Origin of the sequence: Rufibacter tibetensis (assembly GCF_001310085.1) — a bacterium.
GTDB classification, from domain to species: Bacteria; Bacteroidota; Bacteroidia; order Cytophagales; family Hymenobacteraceae; genus Nibribacter; species Nibribacter tibetensis.
On sequence record NZ_CP012643.1, the window covers coordinates 4071485 to 4085514 of the forward strand.

The 14030-nt window shown below is 46.6% G+C and carries 13 protein-coding genes; 9 read left to right on the top strand and 4 right to left on the bottom strand.

The window, feature by feature from the left end:
* The first annotated feature begins 225 nt into the window (after positions 1–225).
* The 5 genes from DC20_RS16590 to DC20_RS16610 all read left to right on the top strand — a co-directional run bounded on the left by DC20_RS16590 (position 226) and on the right by DC20_RS16610 (position 4322).
* On the top strand, positions 226–1470 hold the full coding sequence (locus DC20_RS16590; RefSeq protein WP_062544851.1) for a PAS domain-containing sensor histidine kinase: 1245 nt from the start codon (positions 226–228) through the stop codon (positions 1468–1470).
* A 229-nt stretch (positions 1471–1699) separates the two neighbouring features.
* Positions 1700–2356 (top strand): fructose-6-phosphate aldolase, encoded by a 657-nt coding sequence (gene fsa / locus DC20_RS16595; RefSeq protein ID WP_062544852.1) that lies wholly within the window; start codon positions 1700–1702, stop codon positions 2354–2356.
* A gap of 108 nt (positions 2357–2464) precedes the next feature.
* On the top strand, positions 2465–2668 hold the full coding sequence (locus DC20_RS16600) for a hypothetical protein (protein ID WP_062544853.1): 204 nt from the start codon (positions 2465–2467) through the stop codon (positions 2666–2668).
* A gap of 63 nt (positions 2669–2731) precedes the next feature.
* Positions 2732–3442: a cell division ATP-binding protein FtsE gene (locus DC20_RS16605; protein WP_062544854.1), complete on the top strand. Its 711-nt coding sequence runs from the start codon at positions 2732–2734 to the stop codon at positions 3440–3442.
* A complete protein-coding gene (locus DC20_RS16610) occupies positions 3432–4322 on the top strand; it encodes a glycosyltransferase family 2 protein (protein WP_062544855.1) in 891 nt (296 codons plus the stop codon). Before DC20_RS16605 ends, DC20_RS16610 begins: the two co-directional genes overlap by 11 nt.
* A gap of 104 nt (positions 4323–4426) precedes the next feature.
* Here DC20_RS16610 and DC20_RS16615 read toward each other — a convergent pair whose 3' ends face one another.
* Positions 4427–5206, bottom strand: coding sequence for a DUF6565 domain-containing protein (locus DC20_RS16615; protein WP_062544856.1), 780 nt, complete (start codon positions 5204–5206; stop codon positions 4427–4429).
* Positions 5207–5529: 323 nt separating this feature from the next.
* Between DC20_RS16615 and DC20_RS16620 the strand changes: the two genes are divergently transcribed.
* The 4 genes from DC20_RS16620 (at position 5530) to DC20_RS16635 (ending at position 9579) form a co-directional block, all read left to right on the top strand.
* Complete coding sequence (locus DC20_RS16620; RefSeq protein WP_062544857.1) at positions 5530–6660, top strand: DegT/DnrJ/EryC1/StrS family aminotransferase; 1131 nt, start codon at positions 5530–5532, stop codon at positions 6658–6660.
* A gap of 94 nt (positions 6661–6754) precedes the next feature.
* Entirely contained in the window at positions 6755–7768 is a 1014-nt protein-coding gene (locus DC20_RS16625) for a Gfo/Idh/MocA family protein (RefSeq protein ID WP_062544858.1), read from the top strand.
* A gap of 26 nt (positions 7769–7794) precedes the next feature.
* On the top strand, positions 7795–8481 hold the full coding sequence (locus DC20_RS16630) for a class I SAM-dependent methyltransferase (RefSeq protein ID WP_062544859.1): 687 nt from the start codon (positions 7795–7797) through the stop codon (positions 8479–8481).
* A gap of 21 nt (positions 8482–8502) precedes the next feature.
* Positions 8503–9579 carry a glycosyltransferase family 4 protein gene (locus DC20_RS16635; RefSeq protein WP_062544860.1) on the top strand — a complete coding sequence of 359 codons (1077 nt, stop codon included), beginning with the start codon at positions 8503–8505 and terminating at the stop codon, positions 9577–9579.
* Positions 9580–9606: 27 nt separating this feature from the next.
* Here DC20_RS16635 and DC20_RS16640 read toward each other — a convergent pair whose 3' ends face one another.
* From DC20_RS16640 to DC20_RS16650, 3 genes are all read right to left on the bottom strand, one after another.
* A complete protein-coding gene (locus DC20_RS16640; RefSeq protein WP_062544861.1) occupies positions 9607–11100 on the bottom strand; it encodes an oligosaccharide flippase family protein in 1494 nt (497 codons plus the stop codon).
* Positions 11101–11228: 128 nt separating this feature from the next.
* Complete coding sequence (locus tag DC20_RS16645; protein ID WP_062544862.1) at positions 11229–12551, bottom strand: polysaccharide deacetylase family protein; 1323 nt, start codon at positions 12549–12551, stop codon at positions 11229–11231.
* Positions 12552–12693: 142 nt separating this feature from the next.
* On the bottom strand, positions 12694–14016 hold the full coding sequence (locus tag DC20_RS16650; RefSeq protein ID WP_071885487.1) for a glycosyltransferase family 4 protein: 1323 nt from the start codon (positions 14014–14016) through the stop codon (positions 12694–12696).
* Positions 14017–14030 lie beyond the last annotated feature (14 nt).

Here is a 14030-nt window from a genome sequence, read left to right on the forward strand (position 1 = left end):
ACAGAAGAAAATAACTGCTTTTCCCAAAAAGCGTATTCACTTCAGAAAACACAGCTCTAATTAAATTAGATTATCTTTGAAAGGTACAGAACTAACAGGTAACCTGAGACCTTTAGGTTACATGGCACAACCTTTCCAACGTGTCTTCTTTTGTAAGCTGCATCAGCCCAATATTTAGAATAAAAGGTCCCCTTTTTTTCTATTCTTTACTTTAAATCAGCATCTATGTCAACCCAGAATAAACTTGAAGGCAACTTAATTGACAAGCAACGTCAGTTAGAGGAACAAAACCGAGTTCTGCGGGAAGAAAACAAACAATTACGTGCTGATATAGCAGAGGCCCTGTTCAAGCTGAAAGAGCAGATTGCCATTGAAGACAGGTACGAGGAAAGCCAATCGCGCTTTGAGACTATTTTCAGTCAGTCTAAACTAGGCAATAAGATCATTGCGCCAGACCTTAAAATCATTCAGGTTAATAAATCCCTGCAGGACATGCTGGGCTACTCAGAGCAGGAACTGGTGGGGTCCAAAGTGATTGACTTTGCCCACCCGGATTTTGTCCATCATTGGGTTGATCTACAGGAACATCTCTGGACAAGACAAATTCCTTCTTTCCAGATAGAGACCTGCCTTATCAAAAAAGACGGGGCAGGACTTTGGGTGCAGGTCACGTCTATGATTTTCAGGGATAATGGCGCTAACCTGGGGTATACCATTGTAGAGAATATCAAAGACCGTAAAGCATTAGAGCAGAACCTCAAGAAACTGTATGAGGCTCAGGAAACCATTCTGCACATGGTGGCCCATGACCTTAAAAATCCCATTAATAACATAAGCCTCTTAACGGAGTACCTGAAGGAAAATCTGGTGAACTCTAAGGATTTGGTTGTAGAGGAGAAAAAGGAAAGCCTCACGTTTATTGGGCTAATCTCAGAAACCTGCAAAAAAGCATTTGCCATTATCAAAGATCTGTTGTTCATAGGAGACATGAACCCTAATGCTTATTTTGAAAAAACAGAATTGAATGGGTTTTTTCAAACCGAGCTGGCAGCATTGGGAGTAGATGCCAAAAAGAAGGGCGTTGAAGTAAGTTTCAGTTACCCAGAATTGCCGGTTTATGCCAACATCAACCAGGAAAAATTTTCCAGGGTTATGGAAAATCTGCTTTCAAATGCGGTTAAATTTACAAAACCAGGTGGAAAGGTAGATATTACCTTAACCGAACAAGGAAAATACGCCTTGTTGCACGTGAAAGATAACGGCATAGGTATACCAGAAAAGTTGAAGTCCACTGTGTTTGATAAGTTCACCAATGCGAACCGGCAGGGCACCGAAGGGGAATCTACCACCGGTTTGGGGCTCTTTATTGTAAAGCAGATTGTAAACTTGCATCAGGGAAGAATCTGGATGGAAAGTCAGGAAAACGTGGGTACTTCCTTCTTTATTGAACTAGAGCGCAGCCAGGACTAATCTTCCTTTTACACCTGTTTTGGTAAAATAGCGCCAAAACACATTAACAGGAATGTGCTTCCACTTAGGGAATCCTTCCTTAAGCTCTGGTATCATTTTAATGTACAGCAGAATTCCCTTCCTATGATGAACGTGTTCCAGAATAAGAGGCTGGGAGGAAAATACTTATAAAGGAGGTTCTGTTTTAAACAAGATTGAACTAGATTTGTGATCCAAACTCATTAGAACTATGAAATTTTTCATTGATACCGCAAACCTGAACGAAATTCGGGAAGCACACGATTTAGGTGTATTGGACGGCGTTACCACCAATCCCTCGCTTATGGCCAAAGAAGGCATTGTAGGCTATGACAACGTCATGAAACACTACAAAGCCATCTGCGAGATTGTAGACGGTGATATTAGTGCAGAGGTAATTGCCACTGACTTTGAGACTATGGTGAAAGAAGGAGAGGAGCTGGCTCAGCTGCATCCTAACATTGTGGTGAAAGTGCCTATGACCAGAGACGGCGTAAAAGCCATTAAATATTTCACTGACAAAGGCATCAAAACCAACTGTACCCTCATTTTCTCGGCAGGTCAGGCAATTTTAGCAGCCAAAGCTGGTGCTACGTACGTTTCTCCGTTTGTGGGCCGTTTAGATGATATCGGGACCGATGGTCTTGACCTGATTGACCAGATTGTGAACATCTACCAGAACTACGGTTTCCCAACAGAGGTATTGGCGGCATCGGTTCGTCACGTGATGCACCTTGTGAAATGCGCAGAGATTGGTGCCGATGTGGTAACCTGCCCATTGAACGTGATCACCGGCCTGTTGAACCACCCCTTGACCGACAGCGGTCTGGCTAAGTTCTTGGCAGACCACAAGAAAGCGAACGCCTAAATCAATTAGAAATTCAAAATTAGAAATTAGAAATTGGTGAGTTTATGAGTAGGCTGCGGCCTTCCTGAACATCATCATTTCTAATTTCTAATTTCTAATTAGTAAAAAGTGTACATCATAAAAGTAAAAGGCAAAGCCAAGATCCCGGATTACATTCAGCTGCGTGATGAAAACTTTGTGCTGATTGCTTATTTCCGGGCCGACCGGCCTTTGAAGAACCTTGACCGCTACGGCCTTGACAATAAAGAAGAGGCCCTGGCTTCGGTTATTGAAGGGCTGGAGTTTGGGAAGCTTCAGAAACTGGAGATTTAATCACTTTTGTACACCATTTTGTGCTGCCGTAAGGCAAAAGAGTAACCTTTATTTTACCCTGCTATGGAATTTTCGTCTAACCCAGTGGTCTTGCTGCACAAGGTTTCCATCTTTCAGGATGTGAACACCATTTTGTCTGAGGTAACCTGTACAATTGAGAAAGGGGAGTTCGTGTACTTGGTGGGCCGCACCGGAAGTGGCAAGAGCTCTCTGCTCAAAACACTTTACGGCGACTTGCCTTTGAAAATAGGTACAGCCCAAGTAGCAGGATTTAACATCCATTCTCTAACCTGGAACCAGGTACCTTTCCTGCGCCGTAAAATAGGGATAGTGTTCCAGGATTTTCAGTTGTTGTTTGATCGTACCGTGGCTGAAAATCTAAAGTTTGTGCTCAAAGCCACCGGCTGGAATGACAAATCACGTGTCAAAAACCGGATTTCTGAGGTGTTGATGCGCGTTGGGTTAGACTCTGTGGCGAACAAAATGCCCCATCAATTGTCTGGGGGAGAACAGCAGCGGGTAGTGATTGCCCGGGCCTTGCTCAACGAACCGGTTATCCTGTTCGCAGATGAACCTACCGGTAACCTTGATCCAGACGTGACCCATGGTATTATGGATCTGTTTCAAGAAATCAATAACAGTGGTACGGCTGTTCTCATGGCCACCCACAACCACCATATCTTAAAGCGCTATCCGCGTCGCATTTTGAAATGTGAAAGAGGCCGGGTACTTGACTCAGCCCGCGAAGAGTTTACCCTTATAGATGGTTTCTGAGATTTCCATTCTCATTCCAGTTTACAACCAGAACGTTTTGCCTTTGGTGGAGGCCTTACTCCATGAAGCATCTTCTCTTTCTATACCTTTCGAGGTAAGGGTTTATGACGATGGTTCAGACCAAAACACGCTAGACCAGAACCAACCTTTACAATCTTTTTCTAAGGTAGTTTACGTAAAACTGCCCCTAAACATAGGCCGGTCCCAGATCCGGTACAAGCTTGCCCAGGAGGCACAATACCAGCATCTTCTTTTCTTGGATAATGACGTGCTGCCCGTCCATTCAAATTTTCTGCAGCGATACCTTAGTCAGGCAAAGGAGGGGGTAGTGGTTGGCGGAATTTTTTACAAGAAAGAACGTCCTCTGCCTGGTACAGAATTGCGTTGGGTATACGGAAAAGCACGTGAAGAAGCTCCGGCACACCATCGGCAGAAGGCACCTTATGAACGGGTGTTCTCAAGTAATCTGCTGGTGCCTCGTTCGGTTTTCCTGGAGCATTTCCCGCAAAACGAGATCTTTGGCTACGGCCACGAAGATACCTTGTTTGCCTGGCGGTTGAAGCAAAAGAGTATTCCGGTGCTTCATATTAACAATCCGGTTTGGCATTTAGGTCAGGAACCCAATGAGGTGTACCTACTCAAAACTCAACAGGCCATTCATAACTTAGTATTACTGCACAAGAAGTACCAAGTTGGGGAAGAATCAAAGTTGTTTAAGGCTTACCGTAAAGTAAAGAACTGGAAATTAGATACCCTTCTCCATGAAAACAGGCAGTGGTTGTTTCCATTGTTAAAACGTAACCTTGTTTCTAAGAAACCTAGCCTTCGTTTATTTGATTTTTACCGGTTGCTGCTGTTAGAAATGTACCTGCCTAAGTAACAGGGATTTAGGGCCAGTTTTCTTAAAAGAAGCTTAGAACATCATGTAAAAAAAAGCCCCTCCAAAAGGAAAGGCTTTTTGCTTTAATCTATGATAAGGAAGCTTTATTTGTTATCATCTTCAACAGCTTTCTCTACTTTATTGGCTGCTTTCTTAGCGGTGTTTCCTACGGCTTTACCGGCCTTTTTTGCACCAGAGGCTACGTCTTTACCTACCTCTTTGGTAGTTTCACCCACCTTGCTGTTTGAAACGTCTTTGCCTACTTCTTTCACATCAGAACCAACTTTGCTAGCAGTATTGCCTGCCTTGTTGGCGTTCTTCATGGCAATGTACTTAGTTTTCGCTTTGGCAATCTCCCACTTGTCTTTGTCAGTTAACTGGCTTTGGATAGCGTTTTTGCGATCATCCAACTGGTTCCAGTATTTCTCTACGGTGTTCCAGTCTTTGTTGCTGAAGCCGGATTTGTGCATCTCCACATGGGCAACAAAGTCTTCGTAGGCTTTTCTAATGTCCGTAGCGGTATAGGAAGGAATTTTCTTTTCATCATAGGTAGACATGTCAATGCCTGAAGCCATCATGCCGCTACTTTGGTTGTTTTGTTTCCAAGTATTATACTGCCCTTCCCGTGTAGACCAGGCAGTGCTGTATCTTGACTGCAATTCAGCGTACTCCGCTTTGCGATCCTCATCTAAGGTGCTCTCAAACTCCATTACTGACATGCGGCGCTTGTTATATTCTGCGCTGTCTGTGGTCATACGCTGATCCCAATCTGTCTGGGTGCTGTCCCAGCCGCGTGCTACATTGGCTTCATAATCAGTAACGTATTTTTTGTAATCATTATAGGCTTGTTCGCGAGAGGGGCTAGAAGTATCAGAAGCGGCCATAGTATCAGTACGTTCGGTTCTGCTACACCCTAGATGAGCAAATGCTAGCGTTAGAGATGCAGCGTAAACAACCGTATGTTTTTTAAATAAATTGGACATTTTCATAGTTTATGGATCGTTTGGTAAAAAGGAATTTACAGGTTATTGAACGCAAATAGGAGGTATAGGTTTCAAAATGCTGATTTTATGCATTTTGGCTTATTTGTAATATTACTATATTAAGATTTTACCTGTGCTTATATCCTATTCCTGCAGATGATTAATGAGTGCTAGTACATAGGGTTCACCTTTCAATACCTATATTTGTCTTTTCAACAGAATACATGAACCAGCTCCAGATGGTAGACCTGAAAGGTCAGTACCAGCGTCTGAAAACTCAGATTGATGCCGCCATGCAAGCGGTGGTAGACAGTACCGCTTTCATCAACGGACCACAGGTGAAAACCTTCGCAGGCAATCTGTCAAAGTATTTACAAGTGAACCATGTGATACCCTGTGCCAATGGGACAGATGCTTTGCAGATTGCCTTAATGGCACTGGATCTACCCGCTGGGGGAGAAGTAATTGTGCCGGCCTTCAACTATGTGGCTACTGCCGAGGTAATCGCCCTTTTGGGTTTGAAGCCTGTGTTTGTAGACGTGCTGCCCGATACGTTTTGTATTGATCCGGCCAAAGCCCGTTTAGCGGTGACCGAGAAAACGATGGCTATTATGCCGGTACACTTGTTCGGGCAATGTGCGCCAATGGAGGAGATCATGGACCTGGCCATTGCGCAGGAACTCTTCGTGATTGAAGACAACGCACAGGCCATTGGCGCTCAGTACGTAGATGCCGAGGGCGGAACTTCCTTTGCCGGAACCATCGGGCACATTGGCACCACCTCCTTTTTCCCGTCCAAGAACCTAGGCTGCATGGGAGATGGGGGAGCTATCTTCACCCAAGACATAGACCTAGCCTCTACTTTGCAGCAGATTGCCAACCACGGGCAGCACAAGAAATACCACTACTCCCGGGTAGGCGTGAATTCCCGCTTAGACACCCTGCAGGCCGCCTTGCTGGACGTGAAACTTACCCAACTGGATGATTTCATTTACCGCCGGCAGAAAGCAGCTGGGGTGTATGATGCCTACTTTGCGGAAGTAGCGCAGATTAAGATACCGGCCCTAGCAACCTACAGCAGTCATGTTTTTCACCAGTACACGCTACAGGTTCCGGCTGACCAGCGCGAAGCGTTGAAATCCCATCTGCAAGAGAAAGGAATCCCCAGTATGGTATATTACCCGGCTCCGTTGCACCTGCACGAGGCTTATGGGTATCTGGGCTACAAGGCAGGTGATTTCCCAGTGTCTGAGGAACTGTGCGGCAAGGTGATTTCCCTGCCCATGCACACCGAACTCACCGAGGAACAACAGCAATACATTGCTGAGGCGGTGGTAAGCTTTTTCCAAAGCTAATCCAGCTCAGCTTCCGCTTATAATCAAGAAAATAAATACGCTGCTTTCGGGCTGATTTCCGGAAGCTGAGGCGAAAACGAATAGAAGGCATCTGATGTCAGAAAAGATAAAGTTTGCAGTAATAGGAGCGGGCCACATTGGTAAGCGCCACGCCACCATGGTACAGCGCCATCCCGAAGGGGAATTGGTGGCCATGGTAGACACCGATCCAGCCCGGTTAGATGAGATGGAACCCTTTGGCGTGCCCTTCTTCACCAGCATGGAAGAGTACCTGGCCTCTGGCCCTAAGGCCGATGTCATCTGCGTTTGCACGCCCAACGGCTTCCACGCCGACCAAGCCATGCTGGCCCTGGAAAACGGCTGCCATGTGGTTTGCGAGAAACCCATGGCCTTGAGTAAAGCCGACTGCGAGCGCATCATCTACAAATCGCTGCAGACCTCAAAGCTGGTATTCTGCGTGATGCAAAACCGTTACAGTCCCCCTTCGTTGTGGCTCAAGGAAATGGTTTCGGAGAAGCGGCTTGGCGAGATTTATTTAGTGCAAATTAACTGCTACTGGAACCGTGACAACCGGTATTACAAAGCTGGTACCTGGAAAGGGAAGCAAGCCCTGGACGGCGGAACCCTGTTCACCCAGTTCAGCCATTTCATTGACATCATGTACTGGTTGTTCGGAGATATCAAGAACATCCATGGCCGATTCATGGATTTTAACCACCAGCACCTCACTGATTTTGAAGACAGCGGCCTCATCCACTTCGATTTTATGAACGGAGGCGCCGGTACGCTCAACTATTCCACCGCCGTCTGGGACACAAATCTGGAAAGCAGCATGACAATCATCGGGGAAAAGGGAAGCATCAAGGTTGGCGGACAGTACATGAACGAGGTGGAATACTGCCACGTGCAGGATTACGTCATGCCCAATCTTCCACCCAGCAGCCCTGCCAATGACTACGGCCATTACAAAGGCAGTGCCGCCAATCACCATTTCATTTTTGAGAACGTGATTGACACCCTCAAAGGCAAAACCTTCGCCACCACCAACGCCCTTGAAGGTCTCAAAGTAGTGGAGATTATTGAACGCATTTACGCATTAAAGAAGTAGCGCCTTCCCGGCCATAGCAACCTATTATGTCAGTATCTAACTTTTACGACGAATATACCAAGCAGCAGTTCCAAAAAGGAATCCACATCCGGCACCGGACTATTCTGAAAAACCTGAAAGAAGCAGGGCTGAAGTCTGATTCAAGGGTGTTGGAGATTGGCTGCGGAATCGGGACCGTGACACACTTGCTGGCCAAAGCAACGCCGCAGGGGAAAGTCTTGGCCGTAGACATCAGCCCGAAGAGCATTGACATGGCCCGTCGGTTCAACCAGCAGTTTAACCACGTAGAGTTCGCCGTGTCTGACATGACTGATTTTGAGCGTCCGGAGAAATTTGACTTTGTGGTATTGCCTGATGTGATTGAGCATATTCCGCTGGAGCAGCACCCCAACCTGTTTAAGGTGATTGCGAAGCACCTGCATCCTAAATCGGTGGTGACCATTAACATTCCGCACCCGTTATACCTGACCTGGGTGCGCGAGCATCAGCCGGAGTTGCTGCAGGTAATTGACCAGCCCATCCATACTGATGAGTTACTGCGCAATACCTACGCCGCCGGTTTGTACCTGCACAAGCTGGAGAGCTACTCGCTGTTCTCACAGGTGGAGGATTACCAATGGATTGTTATGAAGCAGCGTCTAGTACCAGAGAAGGTGCAGCCCAAGTCTAAGGTAGACCTGAAACTGCAGGATTTGTCCTCTAAGTGGCTGTAGGCCGTTAACTGCTCTTCACCCATGCCGGCGCGTAAACCTGTTCTGCTTTATTTCTACCCCGCCCAGTCTTCCTTTGTGGTGAAAGACCTGCGGCTGATGGAGCAGCGGTACGAGGTCCGGCACAAAGGTTTTTTGCCAGCCAAAAAATGGCAGACTCCGCTGGTATGGCTGGGACAAGTTATTTTCCTACTGCGTCACATCTGGCAAGCCGAAGCGCTGGTTTGCATGTTTGCCGGGTACCATTCCTTTTTTCCTGCCCTGTTCGGGAAACTAGCCCGAAGTCCCTGTCTGATTGTTGCTGGTGGTACCGATTGCGTCTCCTTTCCCAGCATTGGCTATGGGGTCTTCTCCAATCCCCTTTTAGGTAAGTTCGCCCGCTGGTCGTATCAATTAGCTGCGCATATTGCGCCGGTGCATGAAAAGCTGGTGTGGCAGGACTACACCTATCAGCCCAACGACTTCCCGCACCAGGGATTCCGCTATCATTGTCCCGATTTGAAGACGCCCCATACCGTGGTGTACAACGGGTATGATGCTACTTTCTGGAAACCAATCCCAAACGTGGTGCGGGAGTCCAACACGTTTTTGACCGTCTGCGCGGGCTTGAACATGCGCTTCACCCAGCGATTGAAAGGAGTAGACCTTATTTTGGAAGCCGCCCGCAAAGTACCCCATGCCACTTTCACCATTGTTGGTGCCCCAGAAAATTTCCAATTCACAACCCAACCTGCCAACGTTCGGCTACTGCCCAAAATGCCTCTGGCTGATTTAATTGAAGTCTACAGTGGGCACACGTTCTACCTACAACTATCCATGTCAGAAGGCTTCCCTAACGCGCTGAGTGAAAGTATGCTGTGCGGCTGCGTGCCCGTGGTTAGTAAGGTAGCAGCTATGCCAGATTTGATTGAGGATAGCGGGTTCTTGCTACCGCAACGAAGCCCAGATCTACTGGAAGAACTGATTCTGGAAGCAATCGGCACCAAAGAGCTCTTTCAATTGGGGCAGAAGGCCAGAGCTATAATTGCCGGGCAATACCCAGAGCAGCGGAGAGAACAGGAACTCCTTGGCTTGTTGCAGAAACTAACTTCAGCAAGTTAACTTAAGGGCTGAGTTAAAAGGTTTGTTTTACCCCTGTTTTGCCAAACCGAAGCGTAAAAGAGTCTTTTGAATTCCGTTATTCAGTTCCGGGGAAACCTTTAGACCAATCGCAAACCCTCCGTACACCGCGGTGATCAGGATGGATCTTACGGCTATATCCAAAAACAAATTCGGTAATTGAGGCAACATCCAGGAAGCGAGGTACGCGACACCCCCAATTAATAGCAACAGCAGTGAATTCCAGCCAAACGGTTGCATTTTGAAGAAATAGCCTACAAATGCCACTCTAAATACATTGATCAGGATAAACACCAACATGGAGGCAAAGGCGGCTCCGCTGATGCCATAGGGTGGTATGAGCAGGTAATTGGTAACAATGACCAGTGCCACCATCAAAATGTTCAATATCAGATCATATCGGTATTTATGAGAAGTCACCAGAATCATGGCGTTTAAACCGGTAGCTAGTTCAAAGATTCGGGCAATGCCCATGAACAAGATCACGTACCGTCCGGCACTGTACTCTTTGGGCATCAAAGTGAAGATGTTATCTACGTTGCACCAGATGCCTAAGAATAGCAGCAGGCCTATGAGTAGATTAACCCGGGTCATGTTCTTGTACAGCTTTCCTAAAGCCGTAAAGTTTTGTTGCTTAAAAAGATCAGCTACCTGCGGACTTAAAATCTTGTTCATGGACCGGTAAGGCACCAAGATAGCGCTGGTGATAAAATAACCGGTGGTGTAGTAGGCCACATCAGAAAGTCCATTATACGCCATGATCATGGCCGTATCAGTGAACGTAATAATTGTACCTGAGATATTTCCCAAAAAAGCATACAGGCCGTATTGCACCACTTCTTTGATGGGAACAATCTGGAACATGTTTCGGCCGGGCCGCACAAAGAACTGACGCAGCCAAAGCAGATAGATGATGCAGATAAAGGCCGTGCAAGAATTAGCGGCAATGAACAAAATGACAAACTGCTGAAAATCTACAAAGCCCCAATAAAAGAGAGCGGCGGTTGCCATGGTTAAAATCCGCACCAAAAAATCTTGCAAGAAGGTCTGCACAATGGTTTTGTAAAGCGAGCGCAGGTATGCATCCAGCAAGAGAAACAGCAACGTGAAGAAACTCAGCGGGATAATGTAGTAGTAGTACTCTACCGCCAACGGTGAGGTGACCCGGTACAAATCAAACACAGCGGGCTTTAGCAGCAGGAACAAGACTGTGACCACCGCAAAACCCAGCATGGGGATGGTGAGCATCAGGAAAAGAAAGCCGTTGTGCTGCTTGTCACGATCGCGGAAATAGGGGAAATACCGGGCACTGGTATTGGTGAACCCTAAAGCGGCAAACTGAGCGAACACCGGAGAAACAGCGATCAGAAAACGGGTAAGCCCCACTTTGTCCGGATCGGCGAGAAAATAAGGAAGAACCAAAACGGTGTTCAGGTACCCAATGACCATTCCAACGGTGGAGATAATGGTGTTCAGATAACCCTGCTTGCGGATAACATCCATGGAGTGCGTGTGGCGTTTAGGGGCTGTTTTCTAGAAACAAGGCTAAATCCAGCCATAGCCCTAAAAGCAAAATTAACAGGTTCTCACTTGGCTATCGCTATCTGCAGCAAAATTGAGCCAAGGCAAGTTCAGGCTTCGGTTTGCTTTACTACCTCATGGATAGTGAAAAAACCTGTTCCTTGTTTCTGAAGAAACTGGGTAATCTCCTGAAACATCTGTAAACCACCTTGCAAGCCATACGCACTGAAGTTCTCGTTATGCCACAGCAGCGTAAAAACTCCATTGAACCTGATAATTTCATTGAGCATGGGAGTTATAGCAGGCAGTACTTGAAGTGGCATTAGCTGCAGATAGTTGGGATGGTTGAGGGTGACATCCATTAAGTTCAGGGGCACTTCCCAGGTGTCTGTGCTTTGGCCCGAATTGAAATTAAACAGCTTAAATGGATGGCAGTAGCTGTTTCTAAAGCCAAAGTGCTCCGGAAAACCCAGGGTGCTGTCATAAGTGAAACCCAATTCATCTACTACTTCTGGCGTTCTATCCGGATCAAAGCGTAAGTAGTGAAACCGGTTGCCAGTTACCGGAATAGCCAGCTTTTCCTTTTCAGATTTCAATTGCTCAAGATTGATGCTACTGCCATGGCTGCCGTGTACCGCAATTTCATGTCCTGCTTGCTGCAAACGGTTTATTTGTTGCTGGGTTAAATTAGAGCAAACATTATAATCAGCGTTAGGATGGCCTTGGTAGTTGCCTTGCTCAGGTAAAAAGAAAAAGGAGGCTTTGGCATTTAGCTGCTCTAATTCCTGTTCTACTTGCTGAAAGTTAAACCAAGCATCTTTCCCCAAGGCTTTTTGTGCGGCTAGTTTTAAGAACAAACCTAATCTGCCTTTCTGTAAAGCTGGTTTTCCGGCTACTTTCCAGGCGCTTTGGCAATAATCAATGTCGTGGGAGAGGCAGGTAGCAAAGGGTTTTCCGTTCCAGGTTTTTTGTGTAATCTTTTGCCCGTATGCAAGTTCCACCGCGGCCCGCAAAACCTCAAAGTAGTAGTTTACGATGGGTTTGGTGATGAACTTATGCCTTGCCTGCACCGAAGAAGCGTAAGGAAACCGGCCAAATTGATCACGGTTGCTGCTGTAAAATTCCTGCCAGCCGCTTAACAGGTAAAAACCAGAGGCAATGAGATCATAATTGACTACTACTGTTCCGGAGGCAGTTTGGGTAAGCCAGTCTAACTCAGTAAAAGAAACAAAGAAGAGGGGAAGAGAAGTGCCTTGCCAATCTTTCCAAATTACACTTTCCGGTTGCGCTTCTTTTTGGGAGAAAAAGGTAGTTGAGGATTGCCTGATCTGAATTCGGCTACTGTTCTGAAAGCCATAGCTTATATCAAGCGGCTCTGGTAAGTGGTAGACCCGCTTGAAATGGAAGAGCACATAATCAAAGAGGACTTGCACAAGTAAAGCTTTTGCGGTTCATGTAGATGCATCTCCTTGTGATTGTTCTTACACTTCAAGTAAACCTAGTTACAAGAAGGATAACCAAAGGAGATGCATCTTTAATAAGTAATAAAAACCAAATATACCTTTGCTTTGCCTCTTATTGCAAGATCAACTTAGCCAGTTGCTCTGTGAGGGAGCGGCGGGAATATTGCGTGTAATTGATGATAGGTAAATCAAGGTTGTGGTTTACCTTCCAGGTTTTGCTGAGTTGCATTAGGTAATCAACTATCAACTCAAACCCAGAGTAGTGGAACACACGCCCAGCACCGCATTCATCCAGAATCTTGTCCACATCACCTTGAACGGGACCGATGCAGATAATTGGTTTGTTGGAGGCCAGGTACTCAAACAACTTGCCCGTTAGAATTCCAAAGTTGTTAGGTACATCAGGAATAGCCATAAACAAGACGGTGCTAGCCATGAGGTACTTGATGGATTCCTCATGCGGCACGTAGTCAATGTACTCCGTAATAAGGGGCAACCCGGCTTCTTCTATCTGCTGTTTAATGCCTGCTGATACCTTACCTACAAACCGAAGGCGGTACCGCATCAACGGGTTTTTGGTCATAACCTCACAAACTGCCTGAAAGAAACCGGTCACATTGTAGGCCTCGGTAAGCGTACCCGTATAGGTAATCACAAACTCCTCCGAGGAAGGAGTGGAGGGGTGCACAAAATCGGCTTCATCGTACCCGTTCGGAATTACGTGAATCTTCTTGGGGTCTAAGTTAGTAGACTTGTTTAGGAACAAACGCTTCATATCCTCAGAGACCACTACTACCGCATCGGCTTGCTCCAGCGCCTCGCGCTCGTAGCGGGCATCCAGTTTCTGCGCCAGTGCGGTGTGGTTCAGGTCCTGGTAATAGTAAATATCGGTCCAGGGATCACGCATGTCAGCAATCCAACGCAGACCCGCAAATTGCTTTTTTAGCTTCAATCCAATAAGTTGGGTAGAATGCGGCGGACTGGACGTGACAATCGCCTTCACCTGCTGTTCCTGAATGGATTTTTTAGCAGCGGCAAGCGCAAAGCGGTTCCAACCTACCCTTGGGTCAGGGATAAACAGGTTGCCCCTCAGAAATTTGAAAAGCTTCTGTTTCCAGGTTTCCTGTCCTGTGTTAGCGAATCCTCCAAAAGGAATGTCTTTCTTGCCCGTAATCTTCTTGTAAAATTCAAACGGTTCACGGGTAGCAGTCCGGATGACCTTGACTTCTTTGGGCACCTCCGCTAACAAAGATGTATCCAGCACCGGATAGGAGGCCTGTTGCTCATCTACGGTGATAACGGTGGGTGTAACCCCAAATTGAGGCAGGTGCTTCACAAACTTAAGGCAGCGTTGTACCCCGGCTCCTCCGGAAGGCGGCCAGTAATAAGTGATCAGTAATGCGTGCGCAGGAGAATGTGTGCCAGTTGATTTCAAAAGCTTTCGGATCT